At 56.2% G+C, this 19,028-nt stretch carries 18 protein-coding genes and 1 pseudogene; 8 read left to right on the top strand and 11 right to left on the bottom strand.

Annotated elements, in window-relative coordinates; genetic code table 11:
- Positions 1-53: 53 nt before the first annotated feature.
- From AC2FF7_RS17270 to AC2FF7_RS17260, 3 genes and pseudogenes are all read right to left on the bottom strand, one after another.
- Positions 54-416: a hypothetical protein gene (locus AC2FF7_RS17270; protein ID WP_496906022.1), complete on the bottom strand. Its 363-nt coding sequence runs from the start codon at positions 414-416 to the stop codon at positions 54-56.
- Positions 417-675: 259 nt separating this feature from the next.
- Positions 676-1,140: a bile acid:sodium symporter family protein gene (locus tag AC2FF7_RS17265; RefSeq protein ID WP_496906043.1), complete on the bottom strand. Its 465-nt coding sequence runs from the start codon at positions 1,138-1,140 to the stop codon at positions 676-678.
- Positions 1,141-1,159: 19 nt separating this feature from the next.
- A pseudogene (locus AC2FF7_RS17260) lies at positions 1,160-1,294 on the bottom strand (glutathione S-transferase N-terminal domain-containing protein); the annotation flags it as partial.
- A gap of 309 nt (positions 1,295-1,603) precedes the next feature.
- On the opposite strand from AC2FF7_RS17260, the gene AC2FF7_RS17255 reads away from it, so the two are divergent.
- The 7 genes from AC2FF7_RS17255 (at position 1,604) to AC2FF7_RS17225 (ending at position 8,701) form a co-directional block, all read left to right on the top strand.
- Positions 1,604-2,962, top strand: a complete 1,359-nt coding sequence (locus AC2FF7_RS17255) for a DUF3179 domain-containing (seleno)protein (protein ID WP_496906021.1) — start codon at positions 1,604-1,606, stop codon at positions 2,960-2,962.
- A 265-nt stretch (positions 2,963-3,227) separates the two neighbouring features.
- Positions 3,228-3,596 (top strand): aggregation factor core, encoded by a 369-nt coding sequence (locus AC2FF7_RS17250; protein WP_480869652.1) that lies wholly within the window; start codon positions 3,228-3,230, stop codon positions 3,594-3,596.
- 42 nt (positions 3,597-3,638) lie between these two features.
- On the top strand, positions 3,639-4,091 hold the full coding sequence (locus AC2FF7_RS17245) for a TspO/MBR family protein (RefSeq protein ID WP_496906020.1): 453 nt from the start codon (positions 3,639-3,641) through the stop codon (positions 4,089-4,091).
- Between the two features lie 131 nt (positions 4,092-4,222).
- Positions 4,223-5,734, top strand: coding sequence for an FAD-binding domain-containing protein (locus AC2FF7_RS17240; protein WP_480869657.1), 1,512 nt, complete (start codon positions 4,223-4,225; stop codon positions 5,732-5,734).
- Complete coding sequence (locus tag AC2FF7_RS17235) at positions 5,731-5,868, top strand: DUF2256 domain-containing protein (protein WP_496906019.1); 138 nt, start codon at positions 5,731-5,733, stop codon at positions 5,866-5,868. Before AC2FF7_RS17240 ends, AC2FF7_RS17235 begins: the two co-directional genes overlap by 4 nt.
- Positions 5,865-7,097: an FAD-binding domain-containing protein gene (locus AC2FF7_RS17230; protein ID WP_480869660.1), complete on the top strand. Its 1,233-nt coding sequence runs from the start codon at positions 5,865-5,867 to the stop codon at positions 7,095-7,097. Before AC2FF7_RS17235 ends, AC2FF7_RS17230 begins: the two co-directional genes overlap by 4 nt.
- A 110-nt stretch (positions 7,098-7,207) precedes the next feature.
- Positions 7,208-8,701, top strand: coding sequence for a cryptochrome/photolyase family protein (locus AC2FF7_RS17225; RefSeq protein ID WP_496906018.1), 1,494 nt, complete (start codon positions 7,208-7,210; stop codon positions 8,699-8,701).
- Positions 8,702-9,100: 399 nt separating this feature from the next.
- Here AC2FF7_RS17225 and tcuB read toward each other — a convergent pair whose 3' ends face one another.
- The 3 genes from tcuB to AC2FF7_RS17210 are packed head-to-tail and all read right to left on the bottom strand — an operon-like array spanning position 9,101 to position 12,277.
- Positions 9,101-10,201 (bottom strand): tricarballylate utilization 4Fe-4S protein TcuB, encoded by a 1,101-nt coding sequence (tcuB, locus tag AC2FF7_RS17220; RefSeq protein ID WP_480869665.1) that lies wholly within the window; start codon positions 10,199-10,201, stop codon positions 9,101-9,103.
- Entirely contained in the window at positions 10,191-11,585 is a 1,395-nt protein-coding gene (gene tcuA / locus AC2FF7_RS17215; RefSeq protein ID WP_480869668.1) for an FAD-dependent tricarballylate dehydrogenase TcuA, read from the bottom strand. Before tcuA ends, tcuB begins: the two co-directional genes overlap by 11 nt.
- A gap of 11 nt (positions 11,586-11,596) precedes the next feature.
- Positions 11,597-12,277, bottom strand: a complete 681-nt coding sequence (locus AC2FF7_RS17210) for a GntR family transcriptional regulator (protein ID WP_480869671.1) — start codon at positions 12,275-12,277, stop codon at positions 11,597-11,599.
- 78 nt (positions 12,278-12,355) lie between these two features.
- Here AC2FF7_RS17210 and AC2FF7_RS17205 point away from each other — a divergent pair, with 78 nt between their 5' ends.
- On the top strand, positions 12,356-13,420 hold the full coding sequence (locus AC2FF7_RS17205; RefSeq protein WP_496906017.1) for an AbrB family transcriptional regulator: 1,065 nt from the start codon (positions 12,356-12,358) through the stop codon (positions 13,418-13,420).
- On the opposite strand, the gene AC2FF7_RS17200 is transcribed toward AC2FF7_RS17205, so the two are convergent.
- From AC2FF7_RS17200 to AC2FF7_RS17180, 5 genes are all read right to left on the bottom strand, one after another.
- Positions 13,389-14,369, bottom strand: coding sequence for a D-2-hydroxyacid dehydrogenase family protein (locus tag AC2FF7_RS17200; RefSeq protein WP_496906016.1), 981 nt, complete (start codon positions 14,367-14,369; stop codon positions 13,389-13,391). The two genes, AC2FF7_RS17205 and AC2FF7_RS17200, sit on opposite strands and share 32 nt — an antisense overlap.
- Positions 14,366-14,602, bottom strand: a complete 237-nt coding sequence (locus AC2FF7_RS17195) for a hypothetical protein (protein WP_496906015.1) — start codon at positions 14,600-14,602, stop codon at positions 14,366-14,368. Before AC2FF7_RS17195 ends, AC2FF7_RS17200 begins: the two co-directional genes overlap by 4 nt.
- Positions 14,603-14,652: 50 nt before the next feature.
- A complete protein-coding gene (locus tag AC2FF7_RS17190; RefSeq protein ID WP_496906014.1) occupies positions 14,653-15,741 on the bottom strand; it encodes a 4-oxalomesaconate tautomerase in 1,089 nt (362 codons plus the stop codon).
- A 10-nt stretch (positions 15,742-15,751) separates the two neighbouring features.
- A complete protein-coding gene (locus tag AC2FF7_RS17185) occupies positions 15,752-17,782 on the bottom strand; it encodes a tripartite tricarboxylate transporter permease (RefSeq protein WP_170356254.1) in 2,031 nt (676 codons plus the stop codon).
- 76 nt (positions 17,783-17,858) lie between these two features.
- Positions 17,859-18,947 carry a tricarboxylate transporter gene (locus tag AC2FF7_RS17180; RefSeq protein ID WP_480869687.1) on the bottom strand — a complete coding sequence of 363 codons (1,089 nt, stop codon included), beginning with the start codon at positions 18,945-18,947 and terminating at the stop codon, positions 17,859-17,861.
- Between the last annotated feature and the right edge of the window lie 81 nt (positions 18,948-19,028).

Genomic DNA, 19,028 nt, shown 5'->3' with positions numbered 1-19,028 from the left:
GGGCGCACACTGGTTCTAGCCAAGTAAAACAACGTCAATTTTTGAGACAGTACCTAACAAACGATGCAGCTACAGTGATTTTCAGCTTCGCGCTCAGCCTTAAGTTTAGACATGTCTGCTTCAGGTCGAGGCCAGTCATCAGCAACCAATGAGCCAACGGCAATCCTAAGACAGGACATCACCGGTGCGGGGTTGCGACCAGCGGTTTCAACAATTTCCACGCCGCCATCAATGATCACTTTGATCAACGCCGGATAGTCCGGTGCGTTGACAGTTGGCAGGAAGGTGACGTTCACGGCGACTGGTTTATCGGACATGTCCTTGCATTGCGCGATCTCATAGGCGAGGTCGGCGGGCGTCTTTTGCGTCAGCCCCGTGATGGTGCCCAAACCACCTGCATTTAAAACGGCGGTCACCAGTCTCGCAATTCCTGCTCAGTGCGTTCCGGTTTGAATAATTGGATGCTCAATTCCAGACATTTCAGTGATTGCTGTCTTCATATCGTGAGCTCCTGCAACCTCGGTTCTGGCCGTGGGTTTTCAAGCGCAACAAAGACTGACGCATTGTGGAAGCAAGAATATCCCATCTGGGTTAAACACTCAGCCTGCCCTAAGCGGGCAGGCTCTTGGTGATTTTGTTAGTTCTCTTGGTCGCCCATTTCTGCTTGTAGATGGGTCACTCTGCAGCGACGCTTTCCATTGCGTCACCTCTACTTCTCCAACGGAAATAGAACATGAATGGCAGAACGACCAGATACATCGTGATCGAATACAAAGCCGAAGGCAGCGCCATGGGGACTTCCCCGAGTGAAGAACTCGTGCCAGTGATCACAATGGCCAGTGTGATACCCAGAGGCGAGTTTTGGACGCTGGTTTCGATACCAACCGTTTTGCCCTCGCTCTTGTTAAGCCCGAGAATTTTACCAAAAGCCAAACCAATTAGCATCAGCACCAACGGCAGGGTCATGGTCGAATACCCGAGGGTGGGCATGTAAGCGATGATCAGATCTTGGTTTGCCACAAATAACGCGAGGATCAGCAGCGCCCAAAAGACGACTGCCGTATTCTGAAGGGGATGCTCCAGCCTACGCGCCATGTTGTTGAAGAGGTGCCGCACGATGATGCCGGTTATGACGGGCAAAGTTGTGACGAGGAAGGTGCAAGAAAGCTTCTGGTTTGTCCCGCAAGAGAACTTCGCGCAGCTCGACTTTTACACTTGAACTCGCAAGTGCGAGCCGGGCTCTTATCGCGTAAGGGCATCGACGAAACGTCCAAAAGATTGGGTAGTTGTCCACACTAGATTTTATCTCCAGACCTATCTGGCTGGTCAAACCTCCAATTGATGGTCAATTGGTACTCCTGCTTACTCTTTATGGGCAGACAAGTGTGGCGATCCTGCGGTCCCAACAAGTAAACGCTGCGATGGCGTCAACGTCAGCTTTGCGGCTGCGGCCGCTATATCAAAAACGAACGTTGACCGTTTGAGGGCCGCTGAGTGCGGACCTCAAACGTCAGGTTTGCTGTAGCCTAATGCAAACGTGAAGCCACGATCCTGTATTCCCGGCTTAGTATCTCCGAAGGGATTTCCCTTCGAAGGAACTAATATGCTTCGCCACCTGTTAGCTATTGCCGTCGTACTCTGTTTCGCTTCCGACATGCTTTGGGCGCAGACCGTCGGGCCGTCGCGGGACTATGTGGCGGCTGAGTTTGGGACACCACCGACGATCCAGCAAGGACCTTTGGATGGTTCTGTAAAAGACGCGTTGGAAGAGATTTTATCGATCGCAGTAGCGCAGGCTGCATGGGACCCTGCAAAGGCTGCGGCGTTTGATACAATCGCGCAAACGTATGATCCTCGACTGGTTTGGATCATCACCGACATGCAGCGTTTTGCTTGGAGGCCAGAATTCTATGCTGCGCTGACACGGGCCGCGGCGACGATCCTCGACATTCCTTTGAATACCGGACTTCGGCGCCCGGAGATTATCAACAAGATGATCGCGTGGGACATTCCCGCCTATCCGGGCTACCTCGCCCATAAGCGCCATGTCTTCACTAACTATGTTTCCGGTTGGGACAAAATCTTTGTCGAGGGCGATATCGCATGGCAACTCGTGGATTGGGGCGGGGTTTACATCGATGCGCGTCCCCATGACTCGACTGATGATGTCTGCCATTGCATCCCTGCCGTCGATAATCCCGAGATCAGTACCGCAGCCGAGGCGACTTGGTTGGAAGATGATGATGTTATCTTCGGCATCGTGGTGAACGGTCAGGCGCGCGCCTATCCTCGGAGGATAATGGAAGTACGTGAAATGGTGAATGACACACTCGGGGGGCGTGATCTTGGTATTCCCTACTGCACGCTTTGCGGAGCCGCGCAAGCCTACTTTACTGATCGATTACCGGCAGGTGTAAAGCGGCCCATTTTACGAACGTCTGGCCTGCTTATCCGCTCGAACAAAGTCATGTATGACATCGAAACACATTCTGTTTTTGACACATTCCTTGGCAAGGCCGTGACGGGCCCATTGGCTGATATCGGGCTCCAATTGGAACAAGCGACGGTTATCACGACTAATTGGGGTTCTTGGCGCGAGGCTTATCCGAACACAACGGTCCTGGTTGAAGCTTTGGCCCTAGGTCGCGACTTCAACCTGCGCGAAACACGCGACGCGAATGGCCCAATATTCCCGATAGGAGACGTCGATCCACGCCTGCCTGTGCACGAAGACATAATCGGCACAATCACGGCCAACGGAACTCCAGTCGCCTTTCCCCGTGCAACAGCCGTGGCTGCATTGGTTGCAGGGCAAGACGTCGCGTTTGAAGACGTGAGATTGGAACTATTTGCAGAGGGTGTAAGGGCTATCGGATTAAACGGCGAAGAACGGTTGAGCCATCAGGCCTTTTGGTTTGCTTGGTCGCAGTTTTACTCGGAGACCGTCTTATGGACCGAATAGAGTGAACGTTTGCTTCGTGAGAGCTGCACTGCATCGGCAAGCGCATCGGTCAAGGTCCGGAACGGGCCGCAAGTGACAACTTGCTGATTATCTGAAGGATGGGACCAAATTCGAAATCCAGAAAACTGTGTAGGACGTAATGTACGTATAGAGACAATTAAGAGGTCGCGATGTTTCGTTCATACTTGCTGGCAACGGCAATTGGCTTTCTTTCGACCGGAGCGCTCCATGCTGGACTTGAGGTGCGCTTTGTCGAGGGTGCGATTTGGGTTCCTCGACCCTGAGAGTAGACCTTTCGCCATCTTCCGACCGTCTGATTTTTGATGTGTCGGAGGCTGGCGCAGGGATGGAGGTGTTTCAACCTCTTGAAGTTATCGATGGCGCAGAAGCTTTGCTCGATGTGCCTTCGGTTGTGGACGGACAGGACTTCATTGACCTCCAGATTGTGTCCCTCCAGATCGGATCCAGTATTTCCTTTACCATCGACGTCGATGACACCATCGGTCAGAGGGAGATCACTGTCAGCGGTTCAGAGATTGCCGGCGCCAAAGTGACATATGCGAAAGAAGGTGAAAGCAGTAACGCGGTTTTCTCTTCTGACGCGCAAACCTTGCTGTCGATCCCAGATTGCTGATGGCCGTTCGTGTGGTTAAGTCATACGAATGAGGTTTCAAAGATGACAAAACTGTTGATACGGGTTGGCTTCTTAGTCCTCGTGTTGGGTGGTGGCATCCTGATAGGAGCACTGACTGCACCGGGTGCATGGTACGCGAACCTATCCAAACCCGTGTTCAACCCGCCCAACTGGATCTTTGCTCCGGTTTGGTCGCTGCTCTATGTACTAATCGCCTGGGTGGGATGGCGTCAGTTCGAGGCGGATAAAAGCTCTGTCAAAATGAAGCTATGGTGGGCGCAAATGGGCTTGAACTTCCTATGGTCACCAGTCTTCTTCGTATTGCATCTGCCTTGGTTCGCCTTCGTTGTCATTCTATCGCTGTTGATCGTGATTGCCGCCTTCATTCAACAGGTACGCAGATCAGATCCGATCGCAATGTTGGCCTTTCTACCGTATCTGACCTGGGTAGCCTTCGCTTCGGCATTGAACCTATTGATCGCGATTTTGAATTGAACACAAGCAGAGTGCGTACCACTACCTACGTCTGACTGCTTCACGGAAGTCGGAACCCGTTCACTTGGACAGGTACTTGGTGCGGGCTAGTTATATCTGCATCACGCAATAAGTGAGTGAGGGCATGGCAAGTGCAAGTGCAAGTGGTATGGTTCAAACGGGACTTGCGTGTGGAAGATCATCGGGCACTGGCACGAGCCGCTCAGCTTGGACCAACTTTGCCAATATACGTTGTCGAACCAGAGCTTTGGCAACAGCCGGATGCCTCCGCAAGGCACTGGAGTTTTGTTTCTGAAACACTCACAGAATTAAGGGCAGATCTTGCTCGGTTGGGCCAGCCTTTGGCTCTGCGGTTCGGTCCAATTGTAGACATTTTGGATGAGTTAAAGCAGGCCGGGCTGTTGCACGCTCTTTGGTCCCACGAAGAGACCGGTAACGATTGGACCTATCAGCGAGATCTGAAAGTTGCCGCATGGTGCCGAGAACAGGGGGTGCCCTGGACCGAAGTACAAAACCATGGCGTCTGGCGAAAACTCAGATCGCGGGATGGGTGGGCGACCCGCTGGGACAGGCTTATGGCTGAGCCAATCACACCTGTGCCCGCATTGCCGCCAGTTGACCTTGAACTCGGGCACATACCGACGGCACGCGATCTGGGCTTGGCTAGCGATCCTTGCCCGCAACGTCAGGCCGGGGGTAGACGCGCCGGTTTGGAGCGCCTTGCTAGCTTTCTGGCCAGTCGCGGTCAGAACTATCAGTGCGAGATGTCCAGCCCGGTGTCGGGTGCAGAGGCGTGCTCCCGGCTTTCTCCGTATCTCGCCTGGGGTGCTCATTCGATGCGTGAGGTTACGCAAGCCTGCGACGCGCGTCGTCGGAGCCTTCCGCAAGGGGCGCGAAACTGGCAAAAATCTTTGCGCTCTTTCTCTGGTCGGCTGCACTGGCATTGCCACTTTATCCAAAAGCTTGAAGACGACCCCCTGATCGAATTTGAGAACTTGCACTCGGTTTACGACGGTCTGCGTCCGCAAACCCCAAGCACCGAGCTTCTAGGCGCATGGAGTGCGGGGGAAACCGGATATCCGTTTTTGGATGCATGTATGCGATCTCTACAGGCGACGGGATGGCTTAACTTTCGGATGCGCGCGATGGTAATGGCGGTGGCAAGTTATCATCTATGGCTGGATTGGCGTGCACCTGGACTGCATCTGGCGCGTATGTTCACCGACTATGAACCTGGCATACATTGGAGCCAGGTCCAGATGCAATCGGGCACTACGGGCATCAATACAGTGCGCATCTACAACCCGGTCAAACAAGGATATGATCAGGACCCGGCTGGGATATTCATCCGAAGATGGTTGCCTGAACTTGCTGAAATTCCCGATAGATACATTCATGAGCCTTGGAAGTATGAGGCTTCAACCCAAGTGGTCGGGCGACGCTATCCTGTTCGTATTTTTGACCACCTTGCGGCGGCAAAAGCCGCACGCAAACGAGTCTGGGCAGTACGACGTGGCCCCGAGTTTCGCTCGGAGGCCCAAGCGATTGTTGCCAAACACGCCAGCCGAAAGACAAACCGCAAACAACGCTCGAAAAAGGACACTGCAACCCAATTGAGCCTGCCCTTCGGAGATGCTCTATGAAAATGCGTAAGAAATCTGATCTGCCCCAGAAAACCTGCACCAGATGCGGTCGTCCGTTCATATGGCGCAAGAAATGGGCGAAGGTTTGGAATGAAGTCCGCTATTGCTCTACCCGGTGTCGGCGAGCGCCATGAGCGGTGTGCTTCCGGGACTAGCCTTTAGCGACGAACCGATCGCGTTCACCCCAACACGTGCAGCCGGGTTGCAACGTCTTGAGCGCTTTGCGGCGCGCACCGGTCGCCATTACGCAAGCACGCGAAACTACGACTTCGGCGCTGAACGGCGCACGAATGTTTCGGCTTTGTCACCTTGGATACGGCATCGGCTCATAACTGAAGAAGAAGTGCTGATACGTGTACTAGCCTCGCATCGCCTCGGGCAGGCTGAGAAATTCGTGCAAGAGGTATTTTGGCGCACATATTTTAAGGGCTTTCTGGAACAACGACCCAGTGTCTGGTCCATGTACCAATCCGAATTGGTCAAAAGCTATCAAGCGTTGGAATCTGATCCAAGCCTGCAGTTGACCTACAGCCAGGCCGTGTCCGGCGCGACCGGAATCGACTGTTTCGATCACTGGGCGACAGAGCTGATCCGAACGGGATATTTGCACAACCATGCGCGCATGTGGATGGCGTCGATCTGGATTTTTACGCTTCGCTTGCCATGGGAACTGGGTGCGGATTTCTTTCTCAGGCATTTGCTCGATGGTGATCAGGCGTCGAATACACTCAGTTGGCGATGGGTCGCTGGGTTGCACACGAAAGGCAAAACCTACCTGGCCCGCCCCGAGAACATCGAGAAGTATACCAACGGTCGTTTTAGTCCGACAGGTCTTGCACGAGTGGCTGTTCCTTTGACTGAAGCTGCCAATCACCCAAGGCGACCAATCGCGCCATGCAACGCGCCACCTTCGGCACCTTATTTGCTTTTGCTGACCGAAGAAGACCTAAGTAGTTACGATATTATGCCGCACGAACCGGCAGGTGTGTTGGGTCTGCTGGCGACTCATGGTCGGTCTCCGCAGCCAATTGGCGAGGCGGCGCAAAGATTTACGAAGGACGCATTGCGCGGCATTCTGGCGAGCACTGACGTGCAGCCTCAATCCGCCGATGACTGGAGTGTCCCAATCTTCGCGGCCGCCCAGCGGATCGGGGTCAGAACCGTCGCCACCGCCTATCCTCCCATTGGTCCCGTACGGGCGCGTCTGGATCGAGCCGAATCCAAATTGGCCGAGGCGGGCGTGCTACTGCATCGGGTAAGACGCAACCACGATAGTATCGCTTGGCCCTACGCCAATGCGGGCTTCTTCAAGTTGAAAACGAAGATCCCCACCATTCTGGCAAATCTTAACTTGTTGCGATGAAGCGGCGCGCGCCGCATAGCCGACGATCGCCGACCCGACAAATGACCAACCATTTGCCAAAGGAGCCACGCGGCATAGTTCGTTGGTAAATACAGCGCTCCGGAACGACCATGCCCATTGCCACGATCCTTCTGCCCAACCAGCTTTTTGCCGATCATCCGGGCTTTTCAGAGCCCCCGGATCAGGTGATTCTGTTCGAGGATCCGCTCTTCTTTGACGATGCGAGATATCCTGCGCGGATGCATAAGCAAAAGCTCTGGCTCCATCGCGCCAGCATGGCACGCTATCATCAGGATTTGATCGCCAAAGGCTTGAACGCCGATATCTACCTTTATGAGAAGCGAACAGATGCGTGCTTGGGTCTGTTGCAACAGCTGGCCAGGAACGGTGTCGATCGCGTGGTGATGGCCGACCCAGTGGACTTCATCGCTCAAAGCCGCTTGAAAAAGGCTGCGGAGGCCGTGGGCATCTCTCTGGAAATACGCCCATCACCCGGCTTTCTGAACACACCAGCAGATAACGCAGAGTGGATCAACGGCCGCAAACGTTGGTTTATGGCCGAGTTCTACAAAAGCCAGCGCCGTCGTCTGGATGTATTGATGGACGGTGATCAACCTTTGTGTGGCCATTGGAGCTTTGACGAAGACAATCGCAAAAAGGTTCCCAAAGCGATGCTCGGGAGTCTGCCCTGGATTGATTGGCCAGCACATGACGCCATTGATCACGCTGCAAAGAATAGTGTGATCGCAGATTTTCCGGATGCGCTCGGATCGTTGGACACGCTCTACTACCCGACATCCCACAGAGCGGCTGCGGATTGGTTGAAACAATTCCTGGAACGTCGATTTGATCGGTTTGGGGACTTCGAAGACGCCATCGTCGAAGGGGAAAGCTGGTTGTGGCACGCCGTTCTGACCCCCGCGCTGAACATCGGGCTGCTGACGCCCAGACAAGTACTGGACGCGACGCTTGAACACGCACAGACACGGGATATCCCCCTCAACTCGGTCGAGGGGTTTGTCCGACAGATCATTGGCTGGCGAGAGTTCATGCGCGCCACCTATGAAGACCTCGGCGTCGACATGCGGACCACAAATCATTGGGGCCACAGCCGTAAGATGCCCGCCTCGTTTTACGATGGCACCACGGGCATCGACCCGATTGACGACACAATCAGGCGCATTCTGCAGACCGGCTATTGCCATCACATCGAACGTCTGATGGTGCTGGGTGGTTTCATGTTCCTTTGCGAGATCGACCCTGATGAGGTCTATCGCTGGTTCATGGAGATGTTCGTAGACAGCTATGACTGGGTCATGGTCCCAAACGCCTATGCCATGAGCCAGCATGCAGATGGCGGACTTATCACCACCAAACCCTATTTTTCGGGTTCAAACTACATCCGAAAGATGAGTCATTGGAGCAAAGGACCTTGGGCAGAGGTCTGGGATGGCCTGTATTGGCGTTTTATCTTCAAACATCTGGATAAACTTGCACACAATCCGCGCTGGTCAATGATGTGTCGAGCAGCAAGGCGGATGAATGCGGAGATCAAGGAAAAGCATCTAAGCGTTGCGGATGCTTTCCTGGATCAGCAGCCCTGAAAGAGCTATCGGGCATCGATCTATGAATTACCCGGTTCTACTAGGAAATCCATCCTAGGAAAGATAGACAGCCGACCATCTGAGCCATAGGCGACCGAACGAAGACGCTGCCTTCTCCCTCGGGCAACCCTATTTGACAATACCTTGTGCTCAGCTGCGCCTGAGGGCTGCACAAATATTGTCGAATAGCATTGCCTCGCCCCCATCCGCGTTCGCCACGTGACAGATCAGCAGTAACAGGCGCCTTCGGCGTCTGATCTGCAAATCAGCCCTTAATTTGCCCAAAAGGAAGTCAGGATCAACGCAAACAGATCCTTCTCCAACACTGGACGCCACCCGCATTGCCGCAACACTTCGTTATTCGATATCAAATGCGATTCAATTGCATTTTCTTTCGCGTCAGGCAGGAGATGTGGGCTGCTGGCGGACTACGGACGCTTCTCTTTTCCGTTGCGCATCCCTGACCAGGGCGGCAAGCCGATAGAAACCGTGAGCCATTTTTGTGTAGGGCGTAAGGAAGAAGAGCGCCAGGACTGATCCAAGATGGACAGCAAGCAACACGGGCATAATTGCCGACCAACCGAAAGCGTAGAGAACAAGCCCGCTTAACGCTACAAAGCCAAGCAGTAAGATGAATCCGATATCTCCACCCCAAGCTGAGACGTCGCCAAGATTGCGGTCCGACTTCTGTTTCAACAGGACCATCGCGCAGCAACCGAGAGTGAGCAAAACGCCCCCTTGTACGCCAAACAGCTTTGGCAATGACCAGAACCCGTAAGGTGCGTGATGGTCGAACCCGTAGTGCATGATCGTAGCTACTGAGGTTGAGGCAAAACACAGCAAAAACCCGTACATGATTGCATGATGCACGTGGCGGCGGGCGTGGCTAAATCGGTCTTCGTCCTCGAAATTGCAACCCTCGCCGTGGCCTGCGGCCAAGTCCTGCATCTTGCCAGCGCGTTTGAACGCAGCTGTCAGATCAGACATTTGGATAGGTTTGCCACCAACCTCCGTCCAATAGCGCCTCAGGCTGATAGCCAAGCTAAAGAGTGGCAACAAGAATGCAGGCGCAAAGATGGCGACCATCGCATTGTGGGACAGGACAGCATAGAACCCCTCTCCTCCGCTTGATCCAATGGCGCGAATTGCCCAGAACAACAGGGCAAATCCAATCACCAGAGCCAAGGCAATAGCCCCGCCGTGAGTGTGAAACCGGCGCGCCAGAGGCTGCGGCCAGGCGAAGCTTTCCCAGCTGTCCCGCCGCACTTCGGCCAGAGCTTTCGGCAGGTTCAGGTCAAACTCGTGCGGAGCTGTGTACTGACAGGCGTAGTAGCACCCCCTGCAGTTGTGACACAGGTTGGCCAATTGCGTGATGTCCCCATCCGAGAACGCGCGTTCCGCGTGCAGCGACGGGAAGACCGAACAATAGCCCTCGCAGTAGCGGCAGGCGTTGCAGATCTCGGCCTGACGGCGGGCTTCTTGAATAAGATCAGTTTGCATAAGCGGCTGCCTCACGTCCTGCAATGCGTCCAAAAACGGTTCCAATGGTCATGCCGAAACCGGCCAGATACCCCTGCCCCAGGATCGAACCCGCCATCGTCTCGCCCGCGGCCCATAGGTTTTTTATCTTGCCGCTGGGAGTCGAACACTGAGCCGTATCGTCGACCTTCAGCCCCAGATAGGTAAAGGTAACGCCAGTGCGCAGCGAGTAACCATAGAATGGCGGTTCGGAGATCGGGCGGGCCCAGTTGGTCTTGGGTGGGGTCAGACCGGAGGTCGTTACTCCGTCCAACTCGGTTGGATGAAATCCATTGGTGTCGCCGCATGCTTCGTTGAATTCAGCAACGGTTGCCTTCAGCTTGTCGGCAGGCAGGTCCATCATTCCAGCCAGGTCTTCCAAGGTATCCGCCTTTAGCGGCGGAAAGACCGAGGGCATGAACAGGTTCAGCGACTTGGCATCGATGATCACGTAGCCAACTTGACTCGGCTGCGCCGCCACCAGACGTCCCCAGATCGCATAGCGCTTGGGCCAAACGTCTTCGCCCTCGTCATAGAACCGCTCGGCATTCTTGTTCACGACGATTGAAAACGGAACGCAGTCCAAACGGGTAACGATGCCTCCGTCGAACTTCGGCGCACGCCCGTCAATGGCGACAGCGTGGCATTGGGTTGGATCGCCGACACTCTCGACGCCTTGATCCAAAAGATCAGCCAGCACAACCCCCCGGTTATATGGAGTACCCCGGATCAGGAAGTTCTTTGCAGGTTCACCCCATGCACGGGTCAGCCAATCGGTGTCGGCCTGAAACCCGCCCGAGGCAACGATGACCGCTTTGGGCGTGATGCGATGAGACTGGCCTGCATAGGCGTAGTCGACCCACTCGATCCGATCACCATTCAACTCCAGATGCGTGACAGCAGCTTCGTACAGAACATCGACACCCAAACCCGCGGCAGTTCGGTAATAGGCGTTCACCAGAGACTTCCCACCCCCCATAAAAAACGCGTTGGTCCGCGCCAGCGACAGTGTCCCAGACAGAGAGGGTTGGAACCGCACACCGTGTTCTTCCATCCACGGCAGGCATTCCTCGGAGGTTCGGATCGCGAGGCGAGCAAGATGTTCGTCGGTTTTGCCGCCAGTGACCTTGAGCAGATCTTCAAGATACTCATCTTCACTATATTCTTCGATCAGAGGGCCCAGAGGAGCACCATGCATACAACGAAAATTGCGCGTATGGCGTGAGTTCCCCCCACGATAGGGTTTTGGTGCCGTCTCGAGGATCAGAACACGGGCGCCTGCCTCGGCAGCAGTCATCGCCGCGCAAAGGGCTGCATTCCCACCGCCGATCACAGCGATATCATAAGCTTCCTTTTGGGTTGCCATATCCTGTCTACCTATTGATTTTCATCGGTTGTCCGGTCGCGTTCTTGCAACGCCCGAATACGCATCCGTTGTGCGGCCTGAATATGCGCGCGCATCTCTGTTTCAGCCGCTGCACCATCGCGGGCCTTTAAGGCAGCCATGACACGCTTATGCTCTGCCACTGCTGTCTCGGCCCGATCACCGTCCAGCAATTGAGATGGCCCAAGGATCAACAGCGCTTTTTGCAAAGACAACATAGACTTGGCAAGAAACCGATTCTTTGCCGCATCCAAAAGTGTGGCGTGAAAAATCCGGTTGATCCGAGCCGCCTCCGAGCCGGTGCCTGCCTCGGCCAAGCGATCGTTCAAAACGCCCAACTCGTCCAATTCGACTTCCGACGCAGCACGCGCTGCTAAACGGGCCGCAGTACCCTCGAGCACCGCGCGCATCTCATAGAGTTCCATTACTTCGGCGTAATCGAGGCTGCGTACGGTTGCGCCCTGCCGGGGCACATGAGTGACTAGCCCGTCGGCCTCCAACTGACGGATAGCCTCCCGCACCGGTGTGCGGCTGACCCCTAATCGTTCTGACAGCTCAATCTCACGCAGGCGTTCGCCAGGCAGCAGTGTGCCCTCGCGAATCTCGTCCAGTAAGCGCTGATACGCAGAATTGCCTTGTGGGCCAGGCTGTAAGGGGTCGTCTTGAATGGTCATCGAGCGCTCACTTGTCTTCTTGCGTCCAATTGTATACATTTGGATACATAGCGAGTCAATATTGTTGGAAGCCGCGCCTTGCCCACCCAAGACAAAACACCCTCTCTCCTGACAAAGCGGGCCGTAACACTGGTCCTTGCACTGCTGGGCACCGGCATTTTTTGGGCATTGAATCTGCCGCTACCCTTTCTGTTCGGCCCAATGAGCGCGTGTCTCATAGCCGCCCTGGCGCATGCCCCAATGGAAGGTTTTGGTCAGGTCTCGGTTGCAGCGCGCACCATACTCGGCGTTGCAGTTGGGGCTTCGATAACCCCTGCCCTATTTGTAGAATTGCCGAAGATGGCGGCGTCTATCGCACTGGTCCCGTTCTTCATCCTGCTGATCGCGTTGGTCGGAGTGCCTTTCTTTCGCAAGTTTTGGGGATTTGACTCCACGACGGCGTTTTACGCTGCCATGCCGGGCGGACTGCAGGACATGATCATTTTTGGAACCGAAGCTGGCGCCAACCCGCGTACGCTATCCCTGATCCACGGTACGCGCGTGCTGATCATCGTAACTCTGGCCCCTCTATTTCTGACGGTGTTCTACGATGCTCAACTCACCAACCCAATCGGAGAGCCTGCGGGCGACCTGCCGATGCATGAGTTGGCGCTGATGGTACTGGCCGCCCTTATAGGCTGGAAAGGCGGTGAGCGGATCGGCCTGTTCGGGGCATCCATCCTCGGGCCAATGATCCTGACGGCAGCCCTGTCACTGGCGGATTTCATTCATACCCGACCACCCCGCGAGGCCATCCTTGCAGCGCAATTCTTTATTGGCTGTGGAATAGGCGTGAAGTTCGTGGGCGTCACATGGGTCGAACTCCGCCGGGTGGTTGCAGCGGGCTTCGCCTATGTCGTCGTCCTTGCCATCCTTGCAGCCGTTTTCACCGCCGTTGTCACCACACTGGGACTGGGTCAACCGGTCGAGGCCTTCTTGGCCTTTGCCCCCGGTGGACAGGCCGAGATGACGGTACTGGCCATCGTTTCGGGCGCGGATCTGGGCTTTGTGATCACCCACCATCTGACAAGGATCGTGCTGGTTATCATCGGCGCGCCCATAGCGGCCAATCTTATCCTGCGCTGGTCCAAACCTCGGGGTTGATCATGTGAATAGGGGCACCTTCAGCATAGGCATTCACCTGATCAAAAATATCTGCGAATTGCAGGTCGAATTCGTCCACAGTCACAAAACCTATGTGCGGTGTCGCAATCAGGTTTGGGTGCGATAGCAAAGGGTCAGTCGGGTCGGTGAGCGGCTCGGTATCGAAGACATCAATTGCGGCCTTCCCCGGGCGACCGGCGTTCAGCGCGTCCAACAAAGCACGCGGAGCGATCAGCCCGGCCCGGGAGGTGTTCACAAACATCGCGCCCGGTTGCATCTGCGAAAAATCTGACGTTGTGATGATACCGTTCGTGTTGGGCTTCAGGCGGACGTGGACCGAGACAACATCGCTGTTGGCAAAGAACGCTTCGCGGCTTGTGGCAATCTGCACGCCGTCGGCCTGCGCGCGTGCCCGGCCTGCATCCGAAGACCACCAGACCACATCCATCCCGAATGCCTCGGCGTAGCCAGCAACAGCGCGGGCGATACGGCCATATCCATACAGCCCCAACTGCCGCCCTCTCAGGGTCTTGCCAACTCCGGCCTGCCAATGCCCCGCTTTGACAGAGGCCATCTGCGCAGGCAAGTCTCGCATCCCGGCCATGATCAGTGCCCAAGTGAGTTCGGCTGCGGCGTAGGACGGCGTCCCACCATGCATGTTCGAACACAACAACACACCCTGATCTGTACAGGCTTCGACATCGACATGAGGATAAACGCTGCGCTGACTGATAAGTTTCAGGTTCGGTAATTTCTCCAGCAAGGCGCGGGTGACTTTGGTACGTTCACGGAACAGGACAAGCACCTCCGCGTCCTGCAGTCGCTCGGCCAGAGTGTCAGTGTCTTCGACATGATCCGTCCATACCGTCACCTCATGACCGGTGAGTTTATCAAAGCAAGGCGCGCCGCGCAACGTGTCAAACCAATCATCAAGAATGTGGACCTTCATCGGCTTTCTATACCCTGCTCGGTGTTGAGTTTTCTTGGCGTCGGGACAAAATGACATGTGTCGAGAGCAGCAAGTGCATTGCGGACCCGTTCGCTATGATCCAGCAGATGGTTGAACTGCTCATCGCAGCCAGCAATCGGTGTCGGGTAGTCCGCGATGTCCCGCCGAAGAGCCGACTGCGCCAACCTGAGTTCTTGACGCGCGATAGCGAGGCATTCCGAATAGTTGTCCATCGCGTTCTCCCATTATGTATACCACAGTATACCATTTGGGTGACACCTGATCAACTCCCGTTCCAAACAGACCCAGGCACATAAACATGCCCGTCCGCCAGCTTGCGCGCGGTCCGTACTAGGCCCGCCGCGTCCACCGAGAACCCGTCGGCGGTGGAGAAGTCCACCAACACGTCGATCTTGCCCGAAGCGTGTTCCAGAATGACTTCTGCCGGGCTGTTAGTCGGACGATCCAGCAAGCCGTCCGCAACAGTCCCGGGCGTTAAAGCGCAAGAAGCCATGCACTGTGCCCCGGTGACAGCCATGGTCGGGTGGGCCTTCCACGGCATGAAATACCGCACTGCAAGCGTTCCGCCGTCTCTGGCAGGCGCGACTAGGCCGAATTTGGGTGTCACTGACTTGGAAACATCTCCCATGCCCATCTGTTGCCCGGCCTCAATCCGAACAGCCTCCATTCGGTCAAAAAAATTTCTGTCGGCGTCCAACTCTTCAGCGCTTTCATAACCCGTCAAACCGAAGTCGGTGGCGCGGGCGATGGCCATCGGCATGGCGACATCCATGCAAGTCAGTTCGATGCCCTGAACAGTATCGCGCAGGTTGCCCGTAGGCAGGAACGCTCCGGTGGCCGAGCCGACCACGCCCATGAAGCTCAGCTGCACCGGCGCTGAATGACCGGGAACACCGACAATCTCCGCATCGCCCTCATAGGTCAATTCGCCCCCGGGTGTATTCACCTTGGCTACAACCCGAGCCCCAGTGTTGACGGCCCGAATGCGAATTTCGGTTTCATCGCCTTGCGGATTGAACAGCCCCATTTCGATGGCGGCAGGAGCAACGCCGGACAGGATATTGCCGCAGGTTGGTTTGAAATCGACCAGCTTGTCCTCTACCGAGACCTGCGCGAAGAAATAGTCGATATCGGCCCAGTCATCCTCGCTGACCGATAGCATCGCGACCTTCGTAGTCACCGCCGCGCCGCCGCCGATGCCGTCGATGTTCAGCGACTGCCCGGAACCAAGGGCGGCGATCAGCACCTCGGCCAACGTGTCCAGATCCTCGGGCAAATCTGAGCGGCGAAAATACGGGCCTTTTGACGTACCACCACGCATGAAGATGTAAGGGATTGCGGTTTGAGTCATTTTGAATCCCTCACTTCAACGGCCAGGGTAGGCTGACCATGTCTTGCAACAGACCCGGCGGGAAATCGCGGTTCAGCGCGCCCGCCATCAGGCACATGAAACCGATGCCGCAGGCGGTCAGGATCAGTGTCATCTGCCAGCTTGCCCCGGCGCGGATACGGAAGAACGCTATCAGGAAGCCCAGCAGAGCGAGGATGAAGCCCACCACCCAGGTTGCTGCGATCAGGCTGGCGAACCACCCCAGCGTTGACCACAGACCATGGGGGGCGCTGGCGTCCTCACCGGCGATTTCCTTGTCGGCAAAGATCGCGTCACCTTCGGGACGTCGCATCATCTGGATCAGAAGGATCACGCAACAGAATAGCGAGACGCTGCCGATCACCAGCGGGATGATCTTGTCGGTCATGTTGTAGTCGGGGATCATGTTGGCGTTGACCAAAGCGACGATCAGATAGGCCATGATCACCAGCAGAAAGATAAGCGGCGCGCGTTTGGTACCTGCGTGAACGTCTCCTTCGGACATGATCATCTTGGCTTGTCGGATGCCCAGAATGACTGAGACCACGGTGACCACGATCAGGACGATCACGATCGGGCTGAAGACGTATTCCATGCCTTCGCCAAAGCTCTTACGGAACCGGAACGAAGCGATCTGGAATGCCTGGTTGGTGAACTTCTCAACCGGGTTCGACAGAACGAAACCGATCAGGAAGGCCGGGCGCGACCAGTCGAAACGGCGTAAAAAGATGCCGATCAGGCCGATCACGAACAGGGCCAGCAAGTCTTCGAAGTTTTGGCCGGACTGGAACGCTGCAAAGCTGATCAACATGAACAGGAACGGCGCCAGATAGGTGAAACGGATCGTGGTCAGCTTGGCGATCCCGCCCGAGGCCGCGATGCACAGGATGGTCCCGACGACGTTGGCCAACGCCAGCAGCCAGACGATAGAATAAGTGATGTCGAGATTGTCCTTGAGCATGCTCGGACCGACCTCGATATCGCCCGACCCCAGCAAAGCCACCGCGCCAATGAAAATCGCCATCGAGCCTGAACCAGGGATGCCAAACAGCAGAGTTGGCACCAGTCCTCCGCCCTCTTTGGCGTTGTTCGAGCTTTCCGGGCCGATGACGCCGCGCACTTCGCCTTTGCCGAAATTGCTCTTGTCCTTGGTGGATTGCACCGAGTGACCGTAGGCAATCCAGTCGACAACCGAGCCACCGAGGCCCGGAATGACCCCAACAACCACACCGATTATCGAACAACGAACCGACAGCCAGATATTGGCGAACCAGTCTTTGACCCCGTCCAACCAACCGGCGCCCAGCGAGGCTCCTTTGGCAATTGACCGATCCTGCCGCAGCAGTGAAACGATCTCGGGCACGGCAAAGATACCCAATCCCACGATGACCAGTTTCAGACCGTCCGTCAGGTAGGGAATGTCATAGGTCGCCATGCGCAGTGAGCCGCCCGCGTCAGCCTCACCAATCGTGCCAACCATCAGGCCCAGACCGGCGGCAGCGACGCCTTTCAGTGGGATGCGTCCTGCCAAAATGGCAACCATCGACAAGCCCAGAATGGTGATCATCAGCATCTCGGGCAGACCAAAGGCCAGAACGATGGGCCGCGCGACCAGGATGAACATGGTCAGAAAAGTTGCGCCGACCAAACCGCCGAAAAGTGATGAAGCAAAGGCCGCTGACAGGGCCCGCGCAGCCTCGCCCTTTTTCGCCATAGGGAAGCCGTCCAGCACGGTTGCCTGCGAGGCTGAGCTACCGGGGATACCCATAAGAACTGATGCAAAGGTGTCAGAGGTCGGAACCACCGCCACCATCCCGATCATCAGGGCCAGACCCAGGATGGGATCCATGCCGAACATGAAAGGCAGCAGCAGCGAAAGGCCGGCGATGCCACCGAGGCCCGGAAAGACGCCCACGGCCAACCCCATAACGACGCCGAGAATGAGATACCCCAGAACGATGGGTTGCAGGATCAGACCCCACGCGTCGCTGAGCGCAGGTAGAGCGGTGGCGAAAACCTCCATAGCGGCCGCCTTTCATAAATTGTCTTGTACTTAGAAAAGCGCGCGCCCTTCGTTGGGCACGCGACGACGTGTCGGCTTAATTCAGTTCGACGCCGTAGGCCTCTTTCAGCCAGTTCAGGACGTATTGCTTGGCATTGTCATCCACATTTGTCGCTGTCTGCAGTGCCGCTTTCGAACCGTCACCTACAAACACCGGATACTTGCCGACGCGCTTCGAGGAGATATCGGCAAAATCGCCCCGCTCGGTCACAGCTTGGAACGCTGCGGTATAGGCGTCGACGACCTCTTGCGGCGTGTCACCGGGCAGGAAGGCCAGCTTCTGAACCGGGAAACCTGCCACAAAGAAGGCTTTCCATGCGTCCCATGCTTCGCCGCTGGTTTCGCAGCCATCGGTGGCCTCACAGACCTCCTTGAAAGTCGGAATGTCCGGGAAGGTTGGATCGCGCACGATGTTGCCATCGGCGTCCAGCGCACCCCACGTCATCATCGGCACAGCTTGACCAGCCTCAACCAGCGGGGCCGAGCCGCCCAGATAGCCCGAGGATGTCTGGTAGTCGATATTGGCCTCACCACGTTCGAACATCAGGCGACCGTCACCGCGGCCCTTAATGCCAAAGACCGGCTCAACATTCATGCCCAGCATCTGCCAGGCCAGCAGCGGCACAAGGTCTAAACGGGTCGCGCCCTGCGAGCCGTAGATGAAATTGGTGTCTTTCAGCGCATTGGCGGAACCATCAAACTTGGCCCCATCTTCGGCGTTCAGATAGGCGACACCGCCGGTGCCCGACGCCATAACCGGAATCCAATCGTTGTATTCATAGCGCACACGCGGGTCGCTCAGCAGATACGGGAACTGTGTCGAGCCAGAGGTGCCGAACAGCAGAGTGCCGTCGTCATGGCTCTGCTCCTGAAACCAGTTAGCACCCTTGGTCGATCCTGCACCGGGCATGAATTTAACCACAACGGTTGGCTGACCCGGCAGCGCCTCGGACAGAAGCGGGGCAAAGAAGTTGGCCCATTTGGCCGACCCACCCGTTTCCGAGAACGGAATGACCCATTCGACGGTCTTGCCCGAGAAATCGACCTCGGCAGCGGCAGGCGCGGCGAGTCCGGCGGCGGCGATCAGCCCCACGAAGGCGCGACGAGTGAAGTTGGAAATGGCCATTGGTTCCTCCCTGTTGACCAGACAACCACGTTGACGCCCTCCGCGCCACCGTGATCGCAAATAGAACTGTGGGGTTGATTC

Source organism: Ruegeria sp. YTSC325 (genome assembly GCF_059609525.1).
The sequence above is the reverse complement of the archived record's forward strand: the minus strand, read 5'-3'. Positions and strand labels throughout refer to the sequence as shown.